Annotated in this window: 16 protein-coding genes and 1 pseudogene; 12 read left to right on the forward strand and 5 right to left on the reverse strand. The window is 37.8% G+C overall.

Features of this window, described 5'->3' with window-relative positions:
- Positions 1 to 269: 269 nt before the first annotated feature.
- The 3 genes from CVT18_RS05105 to CVT18_RS05115 are packed head-to-tail and all read right to left on the reverse strand — an operon-like array spanning position 270 to position 2850.
- The gene (locus CVT18_RS05105; protein ID WP_103559637.1) at positions 270 to 1625 is read right to left on the reverse strand and encodes a cation:dicarboxylate symporter family transporter; all 1356 of its coding nucleotides are present in this window, start codon (positions 1623 to 1625) and stop codon (positions 270 to 272) included.
- A gap of 11 nt (positions 1626 to 1636) precedes the next feature.
- Positions 1637 to 2131 carry a peptidylprolyl isomerase gene (locus CVT18_RS05110; RefSeq protein WP_103629124.1) on the reverse strand — a complete coding sequence of 165 codons (495 nt, stop codon included), beginning with the start codon at positions 2129 to 2131 and terminating at the stop codon, positions 1637 to 1639.
- An 11-nt stretch (positions 2132 to 2142) separates the two neighbouring features.
- The gene (locus CVT18_RS05115) at positions 2143 to 2850 is read right to left on the reverse strand and encodes a YebC/PmpR family DNA-binding transcriptional regulator (protein ID WP_103629123.1); all 708 of its coding nucleotides are present in this window, start codon (positions 2848 to 2850) and stop codon (positions 2143 to 2145) included.
- A gap of 150 nt (positions 2851 to 3000) precedes the next feature.
- On the opposite strand from CVT18_RS05115, the gene CVT18_RS05120 reads away from it, so the two are divergent.
- From CVT18_RS05120 to CVT18_RS05135, 4 genes are read left to right on the forward strand one after another with little or no spacing between them, the layout of a single operon-like run.
- Positions 3001 to 3555, forward strand: coding sequence for a GNAT family N-acetyltransferase (locus CVT18_RS05120; RefSeq protein ID WP_103629122.1), 555 nt, complete (start codon positions 3001 to 3003; stop codon positions 3553 to 3555).
- Positions 3552 to 3755 (forward strand): heavy-metal-associated domain-containing protein, encoded by a 204-nt coding sequence (locus CVT18_RS05125; protein WP_087579699.1) that lies wholly within the window; start codon positions 3552 to 3554, stop codon positions 3753 to 3755. The genes CVT18_RS05120 and CVT18_RS05125 overlap by 4 nt, the downstream gene beginning before the upstream one ends.
- Before the next feature lies 1 nt (position 3756).
- Entirely contained in the window at positions 3757 to 5934 is a 2178-nt protein-coding gene (locus CVT18_RS05130; RefSeq protein ID WP_103629121.1) for a heavy metal translocating P-type ATPase, read from the forward strand.
- A 3-nt stretch (positions 5935 to 5937) separates the two neighbouring features.
- Entirely contained in the window at positions 5938 to 6477 is a 540-nt protein-coding gene (locus CVT18_RS05135; RefSeq protein WP_103629120.1) for an oxidoreductase, read from the forward strand.
- A 2-nt stretch (positions 6478 to 6479) separates the two neighbouring features.
- Here the strand turns inward: CVT18_RS05135 and CVT18_RS05140 are convergent, their stop codons facing one another.
- Entirely contained in the window at positions 6480 to 6869 is a 390-nt protein-coding gene (locus CVT18_RS05140; RefSeq protein ID WP_103629119.1) for a hypothetical protein, read from the reverse strand.
- 205 nt (positions 6870 to 7074) lie between these two features.
- On the opposite strand from CVT18_RS05140, the gene argH reads away from it, so the two are divergent.
- From argH to CVT18_RS10780, 3 genes and pseudogenes are all read left to right on the forward strand, one after another.
- Positions 7075 to 8487, forward strand: coding sequence for an argininosuccinate lyase (argH, locus tag CVT18_RS05145; protein WP_103629118.1), 1413 nt, complete (start codon positions 7075 to 7077; stop codon positions 8485 to 8487).
- 445 nt (positions 8488 to 8932) lie between these two features.
- Positions 8933 to 9226, forward strand: a pseudogene (locus tag CVT18_RS10775) (methyl-accepting chemotaxis protein); the annotation flags it as partial.
- A gap of 69 nt (positions 9227 to 9295) precedes the next feature.
- The gene (locus CVT18_RS10780; protein WP_374048490.1) at positions 9296 to 9604 is read left to right on the forward strand and encodes a CZB domain-containing protein; all 309 of its coding nucleotides are present in this window, start codon (positions 9296 to 9298) and stop codon (positions 9602 to 9604) included.
- Positions 9605 to 9644: 40 nt separating this feature from the next.
- On the opposite strand, the gene CVT18_RS05155 is transcribed toward CVT18_RS10780, so the two are convergent.
- On the reverse strand, positions 9645 to 9998 hold the full coding sequence (locus CVT18_RS05155) for a histidine triad nucleotide-binding protein (protein WP_021091047.1): 354 nt from the start codon (positions 9996 to 9998) through the stop codon (positions 9645 to 9647).
- 118 nt (positions 9999 to 10116) lie between these two features.
- Here CVT18_RS05155 and pheS point away from each other — a divergent pair, with 118 nt between their 5' ends.
- The 5 genes from pheS (at position 10117) to CVT18_RS05180 (ending at position 17290) form a co-directional block, all read left to right on the forward strand.
- Positions 10117 to 11112, forward strand: coding sequence for a phenylalanine--tRNA ligase subunit alpha (gene pheS, locus CVT18_RS05160; RefSeq protein WP_085657680.1), 996 nt, complete (start codon positions 10117 to 10119; stop codon positions 11110 to 11112).
- Positions 11109 to 13445 (forward strand): phenylalanine--tRNA ligase subunit beta, encoded by a 2337-nt coding sequence (gene pheT, locus CVT18_RS05165; RefSeq protein ID WP_103629116.1) that lies wholly within the window; start codon positions 11109 to 11111, stop codon positions 13443 to 13445. The genes pheS and pheT overlap by 4 nt, the downstream gene beginning before the upstream one ends.
- On the forward strand, positions 13442 to 14719 hold the full coding sequence (gene aroA, locus CVT18_RS05170; protein ID WP_103629115.1) for a 3-phosphoshikimate 1-carboxyvinyltransferase: 1278 nt from the start codon (positions 13442 to 13444) through the stop codon (positions 14717 to 14719). Before pheT ends, aroA begins: the two co-directional genes overlap by 4 nt.
- Entirely contained in the window at positions 14709 to 15533 is an 825-nt protein-coding gene (locus CVT18_RS05175) for a 4-hydroxy-3-methylbut-2-enyl diphosphate reductase (protein ID WP_103604474.1), read from the forward strand. The genes aroA and CVT18_RS05175 overlap by 11 nt, the downstream gene beginning before the upstream one ends.
- Positions 15534 to 15613: 80 nt before the next feature.
- Positions 15614 to 17290 carry a 30S ribosomal protein S1 gene (locus CVT18_RS05180; protein WP_103629114.1) on the forward strand — a complete coding sequence of 559 codons (1677 nt, stop codon included), beginning with the start codon at positions 15614 to 15616 and terminating at the stop codon, positions 17288 to 17290.
- Positions 17291 to 17324 lie beyond the last annotated feature (34 nt).

Genomic DNA, 17324 nt, shown 5'->3' on the forward strand with positions numbered 1-17324 from the left:
TTCTAAATTCCAAGTTCAATTGTTACATTTGTAAATTTATTCTATTAAGTAACAAAATATTAGATATTGCCAAATATATGAGTTACTAATAAAATTTTCCTATTACACTTAGCCTAGTTTTTTCTGTGCTTGAACCAAGTATCAAATATCATTTATTGTGCTACTGTTTTCTAAAAATTTTTATAGGTTTGAGTAGGAGATAGATTGCATAAATTTAGGGGAAAAAGAAAAAATAAGGGCAAAGTTGCCCTTATAGTTATAAATGTATATTATGAGTGAAAGTGAAATTCCTCTGGATGATCTAGTGCGTATCTAAATTTATCCATATCGACTTTTTTATCCCAGATAGAAACTATCATGCAACCAACAGCGTTACCGCAGAGATTACCAACTGCACGCATCTCTGACATAAATTTATCAACGCCAAGTAGCACAGCCACGGTGACAACTGGTATGCCAGTGCTTGGGAGTGCACTTAGTGTGCCTGCAAGGACGACAAAACCAGATCCCGTAACGCCAACTGCGCCTTTACTTGTGATCATTAGCACGATTAGAATACTTATTAGATGCTCAAAACTTAGCGGGATGTTGAAGGCTTGCGCTAAGAAGATAACGCTTAAGCTTAGATAGATGTTGGTGCAGTCAAGGTTAAATGAGTAGCCAGTCGGGATGATAAGTCCAACTGCGCCTCTATTTATACCAGCTGATTCTAGCTTTTGCATAAGTGGCGCAAGAGCTGTTTCGCTCGAGCTTGTTGCAAAGACTACCAATACCTCTTTTGAAATAAAACGCATAAATTTAAAGACATTGATTTTTGCAAAATAGCAAATAATGCCAAGCACCACAAAGATAAAAAAGCAACTTGCAAGTGCCATAACAACCAAAAGCTCCATCATGCCAAGAAGCGTTCCGATACCAAATTTGCCGATTAGATAAGCCATAGCTGAAAATGCAGCCACTGGGCTAAAGAGCATAAGCCAACTAAGAAGTTTTAAGACATAGTGCTGAATAAATTCAAGTGGCTTTAGGCAAGCTTGTTTTTTATCATGAGCTAGCAGCGAAAGTACGATGGCAACGATAATAGCCATGAAAAGTACTTGAAGTGTGTTTGATTTTATAAATGGATCAAGTATATGCACGTAAGGGAAAATATCATCTACTGGCACAGCACCTCTTAAAAGATGAAGTGTATGTGCTACAAATCCGCTATTTGCGTCCATATTTGCAGCTTGAGATGTAAATTTAGCCACACTTGAGGCATCAAGCTGAGTGTAGTCAAGATTCATACCATGTCCCGGACGAAGTGTCTCGCCAAAGATGATACCGACAGCAAGTGCAAGTGTGCTAACTATCTCAAAATAGATAAATGCCTTTAATCCAATAGACCCAAGATCTTTTAAACTCTCGAGCCCAACGATACCTGAAACGATCGTTAAAAAGATAATAGGACCAATCAAAATTTTAAGTGCTTTTATAAAATAATCAATGCCTGGCTTGCTTGCTATACCAAGCTCAGGTGCGACCATGCCAACGATAACGCCACCAACAATACCGATCACAACCCAAAAGGCAAGATTGGTAAATAATCTTACAGCAAGATTTCCTTGCTTTTTAGTATTATTCATAAATTTCCCCTTTATAGGCTTTCTCTGATCTTAGCAGAGATGATCTTATCGCCTTGTCTTATAGCGTCAAGCACCTTTAGGCTCTCTTCATCAACGCATTTTCCAAAGACTGTATGCACGCCGTCAAGATGAGGTTGTTTGCTATGACAGATGAAAAACTGTGATCCGCCAGTATCACGCCCCGCGTGAGCCATGCTTAGGCTACCGCGCTCGTGTTTTACCTTTTGGTTGTCGCATTCGCATTTTATTCTCCAGCCAGGACCGCCTGTACCTGTGCCATTTGGACAACCGCCTTGGATGACAAAATTTGGTATAACTCTGTGAAAATTTAGACCATTATAAAAGCCTGATTTTATCAAATGGATAAAATTTGCGACAGCTTGTGGAGCTTCTTCGGCAAAAAGTTCAAGTCTGATATCGCCTTTGTCTGTCTCTAAAACTACAAATTTATCTTTTTTAAGTTCATCTAAATTTATATCATAAACTTTTAATTCATCAAAACGCATGTATTTCCCTTTTATTCGATATTTGTATAAACCGCTTGAACGTCATCATCGTCTTCTAGCTTATCAAGAAGTTTCTCAACCTCAAGCATTTGCTCTTCGCTTAGATTCACGGTTTGATTTGGTAAGTATTGAAGTGAAGCTTTTTTAACTACTAAATTTAGCTTCTCTATGCCTTCATGAAGTGTGCCAAAATTTGCGTAATCGCCATAAACAAATAACGTCTCATCGTCAGCCTCGATATCGCTTAGACCATAATCTATTAGTTCAAGCTCGATCTCTTCGATATCTGCGCTTGGCTTTTCAAGCTCAAAAACACTCTTTCTTGTAAACATAAAGCTAAGGCTGCCACTTGGTAAAATTTCTCCACCATTTTTGCTAAATATCGCTTTAACATTGGCAACCGTTCTTGTTGGATTGTCGGTCGCACACTCAACGATGATCTGTACACCGTGAGCTGCTTTGCCGTCATAAAAAATAGTCTTAATATCGGCGCTATCTTTGCCATTTGCTCTTTTTATAGCTGCATCGATGTTATCTTTTGGCATATTTTCAGCTTTTGCCGCTGCGATAGCTGCGCGAAGTTTAGGGTTCATATCCGGATCACATCCGCCATCTTTTGCCGCTACTGTTATAGCCTTTGCAAGTTTTGGAAATACCTTACTCATCTTATCCCATCTAGCTTCTTTTGCTGCTCTTCGGTACTCAAATGCTCGTCCCATAAATATCCTTAAATAAATTTTTTACGGATTATAACTAAAAAAATTTTATACTTTTTTAAAACATTTTTAGTTTGCCTGCCAAAGCGTTTAATTTGTAAATTTGAAAATAATATTTGGTAAAAATTTAAGCTAAAGGCATATAATCATACCATGATAAAAAATGCTCAAAAACAAGATGCAAAAATCTGCATAAAACTACTAAATTTAGCGATGGAGGATATCGCCTACAAGCTAAGTGGCTACGACGATCCTACAAAAAGCGATGAAATTTTAGAGAAATTTTTTAAAAGCGAGACAAATAGACTTAGCTATAAAAATGTCTTTGTTTATAAGCATAACGAGGAAATTATAGCTGCTATGTGTGCTTACTTTGGTGGCGACGTGGAGCAACTTGATAGAGAAATTTCACAGCATTTAATGGCTCTTGGCAAAGATGACAAGGTAGAAAAAGAGTGTTTTGACGATGAGTTTTATATAGATAGTATCGCTGTTGATGAAAATTTTAGAGGCCAAGGGCTTGCAAAAGAGCTCATAAGGCATTCGTTTGTCAAGGCAAAAGAGCTAGGGCATAAAAAGGTTTCATTAATAGTAGATACAAATAAGCCAAAAGTTCGTAAATTTTACGAGAGTTTGGGTTTTAAATTTAATGTCAAGAAAGTTGTAAATTTACATGAATACGACCATATGATAAAGGAGATAATATGAAAACATTTGAAGCAAACAATATCCACTGCCAAAACTGCGCAAACACTATAAAAAACGCACTTGAAGATGACTTTGGCAAGATAGAAGTTGATCTTAGCAAAGAGCCAAGACAAGTTAGGGTTGATCTTAAAGATAGTGAAGTTGAAAAATTTAAATCTGAAATGGCTGATCTTGGATTTGACGTTATAAAGGAGCTTTGATATGCCTTTAAAAGTCAAGCTAAATATAGCGGGAATGAGCTGCGTAAATTGCTCAAACGCTATCGAGAAAGTTTCTAAAAAGATAGATGGGGTGCTTGAAGCAAATGTAAATTTTGCAAATGCAAGCGGCGAATTTGTCCTAAAAGACGCTAGCGTGCGTGAAGTTTTAGAGCAAAAGATAAAGAAGCTTGGCTATTTTGTGGCGACAAATATTGATGAATTTGAAGCCAAAAGAGACGAGCATATAACTGCGATCAGAAATAAATTTATATTTGCATTTCTAGCGAGCATGGTCATCATGGCGCTTGAGATGTTTGTAAGGCCTAGCGTGGTTGTAAATTTAGCCATTTTAGCGCTTGGCTTTTTGGTGCTAGCTTTTAGTGGCAAAGACTTCTTTGCTCACGCCATAGAGGCTGTTAAAAACAAAAACTACGATATGAACGTGCTTGTAGCTCTTGGAAGCGGCAGTGCATTTTTATACTCGCTTTTTGCTGTGATCTTTTCAGATTTCATCCCAGATGATCTAAAAAATGTCTATGTCTCGGGCGCAGCGATGATAATAGCCTTTGTTTTGCTAGGTAAGTATCTTGAAGAGCGCTCAAAGGCAAAGGCAGGCGACTACCTAAAGACGCTACTTAAAATTTCTCCAAAAACCGCCTTTTTGGTCATGCCAGATGGACATAGTAAAGAGGTAAATGTAAATGAGCTAAAAGTAGGCGACATCGTCATCGTAAAAAATGGCTACAACATCCCAAGTGATGGCGTGATAGTTCAAGGTGGCGCTGAGATAGATGCTTCTATGCTTACAGGAGAGAGCTTGCCAGTTTATAAAGAGGTGGGAGATGGCGTATTTGCCGGCACTCTAAACACAAATGGCTACATAAGCGTCAAGGTGACAAAGAGCTCTTACGAGAGCTTGCTATCTCAAATTTTAAACCTACTAAGCGACGCTAGCTCTAAAAAGATGCCTATCGGACGGCTGGCTGACAAGATAGCAAACATCTTTGTGTCAAGTGTCGTGGCGACCTCAGTTCTTACATTTTTAATATGGATAATTTTTAGTGGAAATTTCGCCTATGCGATCTCTAGCGCGATCTGCGTTTTAATAATCTCATGTCCATGCGCTCTTGGACTTGCTACGCCAATAGCAATAGTAAGCTCGCTTGCACGCGGTGCAAAAGCTGGAATTTTAGTAAAAAATCCAGAAGTTTTAGAGCTAATAAAAGATGCTAAATTTGTAGCTTTTGACAAAACCGGCACACTTAGTAAAGGGCAAATCAGCGTCAAAAGCTCAAATTTAAGCGAGCAAGATTTAGCTCTTATCGCTTCTGCTGAAAATTTAAGTGAGCATCTCATCTCAAAAGCTATCGTTAGATATGCAAAGCAAAAATGTATAGATTTACAAAAGCTAAATGGAAAATTTCAAAATGTTGTCGGGCAAGGCATCATCTATGAGGATGAGAATAATCAGATAATAATCGGAAACGAAAAGCTGCTTTTGGAAAATGAAGTAAGTTTAAATCCGGATGAAAGTAACGCTATAAAAGAGGCTACAAACGATGGAAGCGGCGTCATACTTTGTGCTATAAATAAAAAATTTGTTGGTTTTTTAACGCTTAGTGATGAGCTAAAAGACGAGGCAAGCGATGTTATAAACGAGCTTACAAGTCTAAATTTACAAAGTGTGATCCTTTCAGGCGATGATGAGAAGGTGGTTGCAAGTATTGCCAAGAAGCTAAATGTGAGTAAATATCACGCAAATATGCTGCCTGAAGATAAATTTAATGAGATAAAAGAGCTTACAAATCATGGTGGCGTTATCTTTGTTGGAGATGGCGTAAACGACTCACCATCACTTAAAGAAGCAAGTGTTGGTATCGCTATGAACTCGGGCTCAGATATAGCAAAAGGTGCTGGAGATATCGTGCTTATTAAAAATGATTTGCGTGGAGTGACTGGACTAGTTAGATTAGCAAATGCTACTATGGCAAACATAAAAGAAAATTTATTTTGGGCGTTTATGTATAACGCGATTTGTATCCCGGTGGCTGCAGGCGTATTTTATCCAGTCTTTGGGCTACTTTTAAGCCCAGTTTATGGCTCAATGGCGATGTGTCTTAGCTCTGTTACTGTTGTTTTAAACGCACTTAGACTTAGATATCTACGACTTAAGGATTAAAATTTGAAACTTGGAGAACTTTATAGCGTTGTAGCGGCTGCGCTTGCTGCAAATTTTAGTGGTATTTTGGATGTTTCATCTTTTATGCGTATCAAAAAGACAAATGCGTGGATAACGCAGACAAATAACGAAACAAATAAAAAAGGTAACGAGCTTTATGCCAAATTTATCAAAGATGAAAGTAGTGCTGCTTTATGTGACGATTTTGTCATTTTAAAGTCAAAATTTGAGGCAAGCTACTATTTTTCTTCTGCAAAAGATGATCTAGTTCAATTTTATAAGGCTATAAATTTTCAGCCAAAAATTGGCGAGGTTGATAGCATCTCAAATCAGCTAATTTTAATAGCAAATATTTTAAAAAGCAAAGCATCTAAGGAGTCTATGAAACTTCTTGCAGCTTTTAGTGTCTCATTTTTCTTGCCTTATGCTAAACAGCTTTCAAAAGATATCCAAAAAGACGCAACTAGCAATTTTTATAAATCAATGGGATATTTTTTAGAGGATTTTTGCCTAGTTTTAGAAACTATTATTGGTAAGGCTTAGTTTTAAGCCTGTGCCATTTCTATCATTTGAGTTTTAATGCTTAAAATGTTATTTTGGATGACTGACTGCTCTAAATTTAAGTAATGAAGCATTTGCATAGAATTACGATCTTTTAGGCTTTGGATGCTTGAAATTTGATGCGAAATATCTAGCTTTTGATCTTGTAATTTTTCTAAGTCTTTTTGTAACTGTATGGCACTTGCTTTATTAATAATTATAGAGGAAATTTTAGCATCTTCTCTTTGTTCTACATGTACTTCATTGCTTCTAACAATATCTTTCTTGTCATAGCCGGAAGATACTAGCATGCTTGTTTTTGAGCTATTTGAAGAGATAGATGTATAGCCATCATGATAAAAAATATTTGAGTTCATATTTGCGTCTATTTGCATATCATCCTTCCTCTTATAGATTATTTTTATTTTAAACTATATTCAATAGAAAATTAAAATAGTTTTTAAAAAGTTATATTTTGAATTATATTTCTATATTCTTAAAGATAAATTATATTTATAACTTTTTTGCAACTTTATAGTTAAAATACCCAGTTAAGTGCTATTTTGTTAAAATCACGCAAAACTAATCAAAGGTAAAGCTATGAAAAAAGATGAAAACGCACATAAAAAGATGTGGGAGGGTAGATTTAGCGAGGCTAGCTCGAAGCTGCTTGAGGAATTTAATGCTTCTATAAATTTTGATAAAAATCTTTTTGAAGAAGATATTGCCGGTAGTAAGGCTCACGCAAAGATGCTTGGAATTTGTGGAATTTTGAAAAAAAATGAGTCAGAGGCGATCATAAAGGGGCTTGATGAGGTTTTATCTGAGATAAGAGCAGGTAAATTTGAGTTTAAGTTAGAAGATGAAGATATACACATGGCAGTTGAGAAGCGACTTAGCCAGATCATCGGCGCCGAGCTTGGAGGCAGACTGCACACAGCTAGAAGTAGAAATGACCAAGTTGCGCTTGATTTTAAATTTTATGTTTTGAAGAAAAATTTAGAAATTTCTTCACTCATCAAAGAGCTCATCGCCACGCTTACAAATTTAGCCAAAAACCACAAAGATACGCTAATGCCAGGCTACACGCACCTTCAGCACGCCCAGCCAGTAAGCCTTAGCTACCATTTGCTAGCATACGCGTTTATGTTTAAGAGGGATTTTGAGCGATTTGTCAGCTCGTATGAGCGAAACAACCTAAGTCCGCTTGGCTCAGCAGCCCTTGCAGGCACGCCGCACAAGATAGATAGGAGTATCGTTGCAAGTGAGCTTGGCTTTGCAGGCTGCACGCAAAATGCGATGGATAGCGTGAGCGACCGCGACTATGCGCTGGAGATTTTATTTAACATTAGCGTTTTCATGACGCACGCTTCTAGACTTTGCGAGGAGCTCATACTCTGGAGCTCGCAGGAATTTGGCTTTGTAAGCATTAGTGACGCTTATAGCACGGGCAGCTCCATTATGCCTCAAAAGAAAAATCCAGACGTCGCTGAACTCATACGCGGCAAAACTGGGCGTGTAAATGGAAATTTAGTAGCGTTGCTAACTACGATGAAGGGCTTGCCACTTGCTTACAATAAAGATATGCAAGAAGATAAAGAGGGTGTTTTTGGTAGCGTTGCGACCATTTTAAGCTCGGCTACTATCCTAAATGAGATGATAAAAACGGCTAAATTTAATGAAAAAAATATGTTAAAAGCGACAAAAACAGGGCATCTAAGTGCAACTGATCTGGCGGACTATCTAGTGCGTGAGAAAAATATCCCATTTAGAACGGCGCACTTTATCACCGGCAAAGCTGTCGCAAAGGCTGAAAGCTTGGGGCTTGATCTAAGTGAGCTAAACGAAGAGCAGCTAAAAAGTGTCGATGAAAATTTGGACGAAAATGCCATTAAATTTCTAGATCTGCACGCTTCCAAAGAGGCTCGCACTTCAAAAGGCGGCACGGCAAATAAAAGCGTTGATGAGCAGATAGAAATTTTAGACTACTGGCTTAAGAAAAAAGAGTTATAATTACGCAAAATCTACAAATTTTAAAGGATGAAAAATGTTTTTTGATGGCAAAAATAAAGAGCTTTCTAGTAAAAATGAAGCTTTACAAAGAGAAAATGAAGCTTTAAAGGCTGAAATTTTAGCACTTAAAAATGAGCTAAAAAACGTTAAAACTTGCGAGCCAAAAGAGCAAGCCAAGGATAAGCAAGAAGCTGTAAATTTATTGCTTTCAAGTTATCAAGATGGTATAAATTTCTTGCAATTAACAATGGAAGAAAACCTAAAAATGCTTGAAAGTATAAACGGATTAAATGAAAAGACTTTCAAAGAGACGGGCGAACTCAAGTCGCAAACGGCTGAGATTTTAAACTCGATCGAGCAAGTAAGCCAGATGAGCAATGACCTTTCAAATGACGCTTCTTCGCTTAATGGAAGCGTAAATTCGATTGCTGAGATTATAAATCTTATTAAAGATATCTCAGATCAGACAAATTTGTTAGCTCTAAATGCTGCTATTGAGGCGGCCCGTGCTGGTGAGCATGGACGAGGTTTTGCTGTCGTGGCAGATGAGGTTAGAAAGCTTGCTGAACGTACCCAAAAAGCGACACTTGAAGTAGAAGTAAATATAAATGGACTTAAGCAAAGTGCGAATACAATGATCGAAATGAGTGAGAATTTCTCAAAAATTTCTGCAAATGCTATGAAAATTTTAGGTGGATTTGAAGGAAACATCTCAAGCGTAAACTCAAATACGCAAAATATCCTAAATCAGGCCTTAAATGTTACAAATGAAGTCTATGTAAGCAATGGAAAAATAGATCATATAAATATGAAGCTAAATGGATATAGAGGCGTGCTTTTAAATGAATTTAATAAAATTCAAGATGTTCATGAGTGTAGATTTGGCAAATGGTATGAAAAAGATGTGAAAAATACTCTTGTAAAAGATGCCAAAATTCTCTCAAGTATCGCAGCTCATCATGAAAATGTTCATCATGGACTAGAAAAAGCGATGGTTATTTTTGCTGATAAAGATAAAGGAAATCTACCTGGCGTTGAAATATTAAAAGATGTCGAAAACTCAAGTAAAGTAGGTTTTGAAGAGTTGCTTGAAGCTATTAAGTCTGCAAGAAAATAAAATCTTAGACTCATGCTTTGAGTCTAAGATTTAGAAGTTATTAAAATGTGCTTTGTGGATCAGCTACGCCTTCGCTCCAGCCAAGCTTCGCTCCACCAAGCAGGTGAAAATGTAGATGCATAACCTCTTGACCGCCGTTTTCACCGCAGTTTGTGATGAGGCGGTATCCGCTCTTATCAACGCCCATTAAGGTCGCCACTTCTTGGATAAATTTAGTCATCTCTCCCATTAAAACCGGATCCATCTCTTGGAAATTTTTATAGTGTTTTTTTGGGATGATTAGGATGTGGATCGGTGCTTTTGGATTTATGTCGTTAAAAGCTAGAAATTTCTCGCTTTCAAGCACTTTGTTGCAAGGGATTTCACCAGCTACGATCTTTTCAAATATGGTCATTTTAGCTCCTTTGAAATTTTGCAAAATTATATCAAAGTGTGCTTAAATTTCGTGCTCTTTATCTTGATTTTAACTCTTTTTCTATAAAATCGACTCAAAAATTTATAAAGGCAAAAAATTGCAAGATTTCGTTAATAAAATCAAAAATGAAATTTCAACGCTTGATGATTTGGAAAAAGTCAGGGTAGAAATTTTTGGCAAAAAGGGCATCTTGGCGCAAGGCTTTGCAAAGCTAAAAGAGCTTGGTGAAGATGAGAAAAAGGAATTTGCAGCAAATTTAAACAAGCAAAGAGATGAGCTTGGCGCGCTAATAGAAGCTAAAAAGGCTGAGCTTAGCGAGCAAGAGATAGATAACAAGATGAAAAAAGAGGCCGCTGATATCACGCTATTTAATGAGCCTGTTGCTAGCGGGGCACTTCATCCTGTGATGGCTACGATGGATAAGATAATTGAATACTTTTTGGCTCTAAATTTCTCGCTCGAGACCGGACCACTAATAGAAGATGATTTTCACAACTTTGAGGCGCTAAATTTACCAAAATACCACCCAGCAAGAGATATGCAAGATACATTTTACCTAGATGATTTTAGACTTTTAAGGACGCATACGAGTCCAGTTCAGGTGCGAACTATGCTAAATCAAAAGCCGCCTATTCGCATGATAGCGCCAGGTACTGTCTTTAGACGTGATATGGATTTAACGCATACACCGATGTTTCACCAGGTCGAGGGCCTTGTGGTGGAGGATGCTGAGAAAGTTAGCTTTGCAAATTTAAAATCAATGCTTGAGGGCTTTTTAAAGCATATGTTCGGCGACGTTGAAGTGCGTTTTCGCCCTAGCTTCTTTCCATTTACGGAGCCTAGCGCAGAGGTTGATATTAGTTGTATATTCTGCCACGGCAAGGGCTGCAGAGTGTGCAAGCAGACTACTTGGCTTGAGGTACTTGGATGCGGCGTCGTCGATCCAAACGTATTTAAGGCGGTTGGCTATAAAAACGTAAGCGGATATGCCTTTGGCCTTGGCGTTGAGAGATTTGCGATGTTGCTTCATAGAGTGCCTGATCTAAGGTCGCTTTTTGAGGGAGATTTAAGATTGTTGGAGCAGTTTAAATGATAATTTCAAAGCATTGGTTAAACGAGTGGATCGACCTTAGCGAGGTTAGTGGCGAGACACTTTCAAAGACATTAAATTCTATTGGGCTAGAGGTTGATAGTTATAAAGAGATAAATTTACCAAAGAGTATTGTGGTTGGCTACATAAAAAGTAGAGAAAAGCACCCAGATGCCGATAAGCTAAGCGTTTGTCAAGTCGATGTTGGTGGAGAGACGCTTCAGATCGTGTGTGGGGCTAAAAACGTTGAAGCTGGCCAGTTTGTGCCAGTTGCACTTATTGGTACGACTATGCCAAATGGTCTTGAGATAAAAAAAGCAAAGCTAAGAGGTATCGAGTCAAGTGGCATGATCTGCTCTTCAAGTGAGCTGGGACTTCCAAAGGTGAATGATGGAATTTTACCACTTGATGAGAGCATCGGCAAGCTAAAACTTGGTACAAGCCTTAGTGAATTTGAGGTATTTAAAGATACGATAATCGAAGTTGATGTCACAGCAAACAGAGGCGATTGCCAAAATTTACATGGCATCGCAAGAGAAATTTGTGCAGCGCTTGATCTAAATATAAAAGATAGCCACGAAGACGATGAAAGCGAAAATTTACTAGGTATTGGCAGAATAGCTTCTGTGCGAGCAGAGGATAAAGTAAATGGGTCATTTTTGTATAAGGCTTTTGAGCTAAAAGAAGGACTATATGAAAATCTAATAACTCGCATGCGTCTAGCATTAATAGAGTGCCAAAAGACAAATTTAGTTGAGAGACTGCTTGAATACGCGACATTTTGCACGGGTGTTTTATTTAGAGCTTATGATCACGCTAAACTAGTAAGTGAAGGTGAAAAGGCTGTTTTTGATATAAAAAATGGTGAAAATGGCGAATGTGTCGTTTATTGTGAGGATAAAAATTTAGGCATTGCTGGAATTTACCAAAGTGACGCAGCAAGAGTAGATGAGAAGTCAAAAGTGATCCTAGTAGAAGCTAGCTACGTAAAGCCAGATGTTGTTTCAAAAGCTATTTTTGAAAATAAAAATTTACCAAAGGGTGATCAAATTTATCGCTCAAGTCGTGGTAGCGAGCCAAATTTAGCTTATGGAGCGGATTATTTATTTAGAAGACTTGCTAATTTTAAAGATACTCTAAATCTCTTTGCTGGCTCACAGCAGTCGCTTTTAAACACCGAGCCTATAACACTAAGCATCTCTCTTTTTGAGCTTAAAAATATGATCGGTCAAGATATTGCTAGAAATGACGTCGTTAAAATTTTAAAGAAACTTGGCTTTGAGATCGCAGTAAATGTTGAGCAAGAAAGCTTTAACGTAAAAGTGCCGTTATTTCGCCATGATATAGTAAATTCTCACGATGTTTGCGAGGAGATCGTAAGGATAATAGGCATAGATAATATCGCCTCAAAACCACTAAATTTCTCTGAGAAAAATAGGCTAAATAAGACATATTTTGACTATAAAAACGCCCTAAATTTAAGGCGTAGAGCAGCTGATAATGGCTTTTTTGAAAGCGTGCACTACGTATTTGACAGCCTTGATGAGCTTAGTGAGCTAAATTTTAAACCATGCAAAGTTAAGATATTAAATCCTATAAACAACGAGCTAAACACGCTTAGGCCGACGCTTGTTAATCACCTTCTAAGCTCAAGCGAGAAAAATATCAAAAACTCGAAACGCTCAGTTAGATTATTTGAACTTGGAGAAGTTTTTGATGAAGACGCAAATCAAGGCTTAAATTTAGGCTTTGTTGTGTCTGGACTTTTAAAAGAGCCAACACTGATAAACGGTGCAAAAGGCGAGGAGGCAAATTTCTACGCATTTGCATCGATGGTGCAAAATGTCATAGGTAAATTTGAGCTAAAACCTTGCCAGGGCATCTCATATCTTAGCCCATACGAGCAAGCACACATCTATCAAAATGGCGAAAATATCGGCTATATCGGTAGAGTTGACGCAAGAGTTGAGGCAAAGAGAGATCTGCCAAGAACATATGTTTGCGAGATTGATTTTGCTAAGCTTAAATTTGAGCCAATTTTGGCAGTGCCTTACTCTAAATTTCAAAGTACAACAAGGGATCTTAGCCTTATTGTGCCTGAAAATTTCGAGGCTGGACAAATTTATGAGTGCATAAGAGGGCTAAATCTAAAAGAGCTAAAAGAATTTTTACCAGTTGATATCTACAAAGATGCAAAGCTAAATGGCTCGATCAGTCTTAGTCTCAAATTTACATTCCAAGATATGGAAAAAACGCTTGAGGATGATGATATAAATGCACTTATGGATAAAATTTTAAGCGAGCTAAAAGAGAAACTAAATATCGGAATAAGATGAGAATTTATCCATTAGAAAAAAGTCTAAATTTAACTATTGACGACATCGCAGCGGATAAGTCCATCTCGCATAGATGTGCGATTTTTTCGCTTTTAAGCGATAAGCCATCTCGCGTTAGAAACTATCTAAGAGCAGGCGATACACTAAATACCTTAAAAATAGTCCAGCTTTTAGGTGCAAAAGTTGAGGACAATGGTTCTGAAATAGCGATCATGCCGCCACAAAAGATAAAAGAGCCAAATGAAATTTTAGAGTGTGGCAACTCAGGTACGGCAATGAGGCTTTTTATGGGACTATTAGCCGCGCAGAACGGCTTTTTCGTGCTAAGTGGTGATAGATATTTAAACTCACGTCCAATGGCTAGAATAGCAAAACCTCTAAACGATATGGGTGCAAAGATAGATGGTGCAAACAACGCAAACAACGCTCCTCTTTGTATAAGAGGGACAAAATTTGAAAGATTTAGTTTTGAGAGCAAGATCGCCTCAGCTCAGGTAAAAAGTGCGCTTTTGCTGGCGGCTCTTTACTCAAATGGCTGCAAATTTAGTGAGCCAGAGCTAAGCAGAGATCATACTGAGCGTATGCTAGCTGGCATGGGAGCTGATATAAAGCGTGACGACCTAGAGATCACTTTAGAGCCGATGAAAGCTCCACTTGCGCCACTTGATATAGACGTGCCAAATGATCCAAGTTCAGCATTTTTCTTTGCGGTCGCAGCTTTAATCATCCCAAATTCGCATATCATTTTAAAAAATATCTTGCTAAATAAAACTCGCATCGAAGCTTACAGGATTTTAGAAAAAATGGGTGCTGAGATAAAATTTCACAAAACCTCAAGCAAATACGAAGATATCGGTGATATCGAGGTTAAATACTCACCAAACTTAAAAGGTGTAGAAGTTAGCGAAAATATCTCGTGGCTCATCGACGAAGCTCCAGCTTTAGCCATCGCATTTGCCTGCGCTAAAGGCCAAAGCAAGCTGACAAATGCCAAAGAGCTTCGCGTAAAAGAGAGTGATAGGATAGCTGTCACGATAAATGCATTAAAAGCATGCGGTATCGAGGCAAGCGAGCTTGAAGATGGTTTTGTTATAAATGGATCTGAGGCTAAATTTGCCACGATAGATAGCCACGGAGATCATAGGATCGCGATGAGCTTTGCCATACTTGGACTAAAATGTGGCATGCAGATAGAAAAGAGCGAATTTATTGCCACATCGTTTCCAAATTTTGCTGAAATTTTAAAGAAAATGGGAGCTAGAGTTGAAGATTGAGCTTGCTAGTAGTTATGGATTTTGCTTTGGTGTAAAAAGGGCGATAAAGATTGCTGAAAATGCAGGAGATGCTGCGACCATTGGGCCACTCATACATAATAACGAAGAGATAAACAGGCTTGAGAAAAACTACAATGTAAAAACACTTGAGGGTATAGACGAGCTAAAGGATGAGAAAAAGGCGATCATCCGTACTCATGGCATCACTAAAAATGACCTTGCAGAGCTAAAAAAGACAGATATAAAAGTAATCGACGCAACTTGCCCGTTTGTGACAAAGCCACAGCAAATTTGTGAAAAAATGAGCGAAGAGGGTTATGATGTGGTGATCTATGGTGACGTACACCACCCTGAGGTAAAGGGCGTGAAGTCATATGCCAAGGGTAACGTCTATGTCGTGCTTGATGAGAGCGAGTTAGAGGGCATTAAATTTAAGCAAAAGGTCGCACTTGTTAGCCAAACGACTAGAAAAGTCGAGAAATTTATGCAGATCGCAAACTACCTTATGCTTCACGTAAAAGAGGTACGCGTTTTTAATACCATTTGCAACGCAACATTTGAAAACCAAGAGGCCGCCAAAAATTTAGCAAAAAGAGCTGATGTGATGATAATCATCGGTGGAAAAAATAGCTCAAATACAAAACAACTCTATCTAATATCTAAAAATTTCTGCGAAGATAGCTACCTCATTGAAAGCGAAGAAGAGCTTGAAAAATCATGGTTTGATGGCAAAAATTTGTGTGGCATAAGTGCTGGTGCAAGTACGCCTGACTGGATCATACAAAAAGTCGTTGACAGAATCAAAAAAGTATAAAATTTATCCTAGCTAAAGCCACAATTAACTATAATAAGCCAATTTGCCTCTACTGGCATAATAAAATTTAAAGGATCAAGATGGCTGTGAACAAAAGTGTTCAATTAGGAAAAGCAAAAGACGAAGATATCGAAGATATCGATTTTGCTGCGATGTTAGAGGAGTCTTTTAAAAAGACTGAAGAAGATAGTGACGCAAAGATCGTCAGTATCAATGGCGATGAGGTTTTAATCGATGTTGGCAAGAAGTCAGAAGGTATTTTAAATGTTTCTGAGATCACTGATGCAAACGGCAACCTGACACATAAAGTTGGCGATACGATCAAAGTTGTAATAACTGGATCAAGAAATGGAAGACCTATAGTGTCGCACAAAAAAGCACTTAGAAAAGAGAAAGTTAAAGCTTTCATCGAAGCTTACGATCCTGAAAATTCTGGCGAAATCGACGTAAAAGTAGTTGGAAAAAATAAAGGTGGCTTTATAACTCAAGATGCAAATGGCGTTGAATTTTTCTTACCAAGAACGCACAGTGGATTTAAAAACGCTGAGGGCGTAGTTGGTAAAACATATAAAGTAAGAGTTATAAAAATTGATAAAGAAGAAAATAGCATAGTTGTCTCTAGAAAGAAAATTTTAGATGATGACCGCAAAAAACGTAAAGAAGCTCTATCAAGCATAGTAGAAAATGATAGCGTTATAGAGGGCACAGTTAAAAAAATCACAACTTATGGTATGTTTGTTGATGTTGGTGGTGTAGACGGACTTGTTCACTACAGCGAGATAAGCTACAAAGGTCCAGTAAATCCTAGCTCACTATATAAAGAAGGCGATAAAGTTTTAGTTAAAGTTATCAGCTATGACAACGAAAAACGCCACTTGTCTCTATCTATCAAGGCAGCTACTCCAGATCCTTGGGAAGAGATCATAAATGATGGGCTAGAAGTTGGTGACACTATCAAAGTAACAGTTAGCAATATCGAGCCTTATGGCGCATTTGTTGATCTTGGAAATGATATTGAAGGATTTTTACATATATCTGAAATTTCATGGGACAAAAATATCAAAAATCCAAAAGATCACATCAATGAAGGTCAAGAGATTGATGTTGAGGTTATTGAGATAGATGCTAAAGGGCACCGCCTAAGAGTAAGCCTTAAAAATTTACTTCCAAAGCCATTTGATGAGTTTAAAGCTAAATTTAAAGAGGGTGATGTTGTTAAAGGCGTTGTGACAACTATCACAAATTTTGGTGCATTTGTTAGAGTGGGTTGCGTTGAGGGCTTATTGCACAATGAAGACGCGTCTTGGGATAGAAACGATAAATGCAAAGATATGTTTAAAGCCGGTGACGAGCTTGAAGTAAAAATCATTAAAATCGATAGCGCTGAACAAAAAGTTTCACTCAGCCTAAAAGATCTAAAACAAAGTCCAGTTCAAGCATTTGCTGATAAATTTAATGTAGGTGATATCGTAAAAGGAACGATTCGTGACATTAAAGACTTTGGCGTGTTTGTAGAGCTTGGTGATAACGTTGATGCGCTGATTCGCAAAGAAGATCTAGGTAGTGTAGATGTTAGCACACTTAAGATTGGCGATGAGATCGAAGCAGCTATCGCATTTATCGATGAGAAGAAAAATAGAATTCGCCTTAGCATACGCCGTTTAGCAAAACAAAAAGAGCGTGAAGTGTTAAATGAGATCAATGATAACGACGATAAAGTAACACTTGGCGATATTATAAAAGAACAATTACTTTAGTTTAAATGGGCAGACGCATACTTTTATTAGTAGT

Source organism: Campylobacter concisus, from assembly GCF_003048405.1.
In the GTDB taxonomy this organism is placed as follows: domain Bacteria; phylum Campylobacterota; class Campylobacteria; order Campylobacterales; family Campylobacteraceae; genus Campylobacter_A; species Campylobacter_A concisus_Q.

Excerpts from the sequence above, each read along its gene's own strand:
- CVT18_RS05105 (WP_103559637.1), bottom strand. The coding sequence starts at position 1,625 with ATGAATAATACTAAAAAGCAAGGAAATCTTGCTGTAAGATTATTTACC.
- CVT18_RS05110 (WP_103629124.1), bottom strand. The coding sequence starts at position 2,131 with ATGCGTTTTGATGAATTAAAAGTTTATGATATAAATTTAGATGAACTT.
- CVT18_RS05115 (WP_103629123.1), bottom strand. The coding sequence starts at position 2,850 with ATGGGACGAGCATTTGAGTACCGAAGAGCAGCAAAAGAAGCTAGATGG.
- CVT18_RS05120 (WP_103629122.1), top strand. The coding sequence starts at position 3,001 with ATGATAAAAAATGCTCAAAAACAAGATGCAAAAATCTGCATAAAACTA.
- CVT18_RS05125 (WP_087579699.1), top strand. The coding sequence starts at position 3,552 with ATGAAAACATTTGAAGCAAACAATATCCACTGCCAAAACTGCGCAAAC.
- CVT18_RS05130 (WP_103629121.1), top strand. The coding sequence starts at position 3,757 with ATGCCTTTAAAAGTCAAGCTAAATATAGCGGGAATGAGCTGCGTAAAT.
- CVT18_RS05140 (WP_103629119.1), bottom strand. The coding sequence starts at position 6,869 with ATGCAAATAGACGCAAATATGAACTCAAATATTTTTTATCATGATGGC.
- argH (WP_103629118.1), top strand. The coding sequence starts at position 7,075 with ATGAAAAAAGATGAAAACGCACATAAAAAGATGTGGGAGGGTAGATTT.
- CVT18_RS10780 (WP_374048490.1), top strand. The coding sequence starts at position 9,296 with ATGAAGCTAAATGGATATAGAGGCGTGCTTTTAAATGAATTTAATAAA.
- CVT18_RS05155 (WP_021091047.1), bottom strand. The coding sequence starts at position 9,998 with ATGACCATATTTGAAAAGATCGTAGCTGGTGAAATCCCTTGCAACAAA.
- pheT (WP_103629116.1), top strand. The coding sequence starts at position 11,109 with ATGATAATTTCAAAGCATTGGTTAAACGAGTGGATCGACCTTAGCGAG.
- aroA (WP_103629115.1), top strand. The coding sequence starts at position 13,442 with ATGAGAATTTATCCATTAGAAAAAAGTCTAAATTTAACTATTGACGAC.
- CVT18_RS05180 (WP_103629114.1), top strand. The coding sequence starts at position 15,614 with ATGGCTGTGAACAAAAGTGTTCAATTAGGAAAAGCAAAAGACGAAGAT.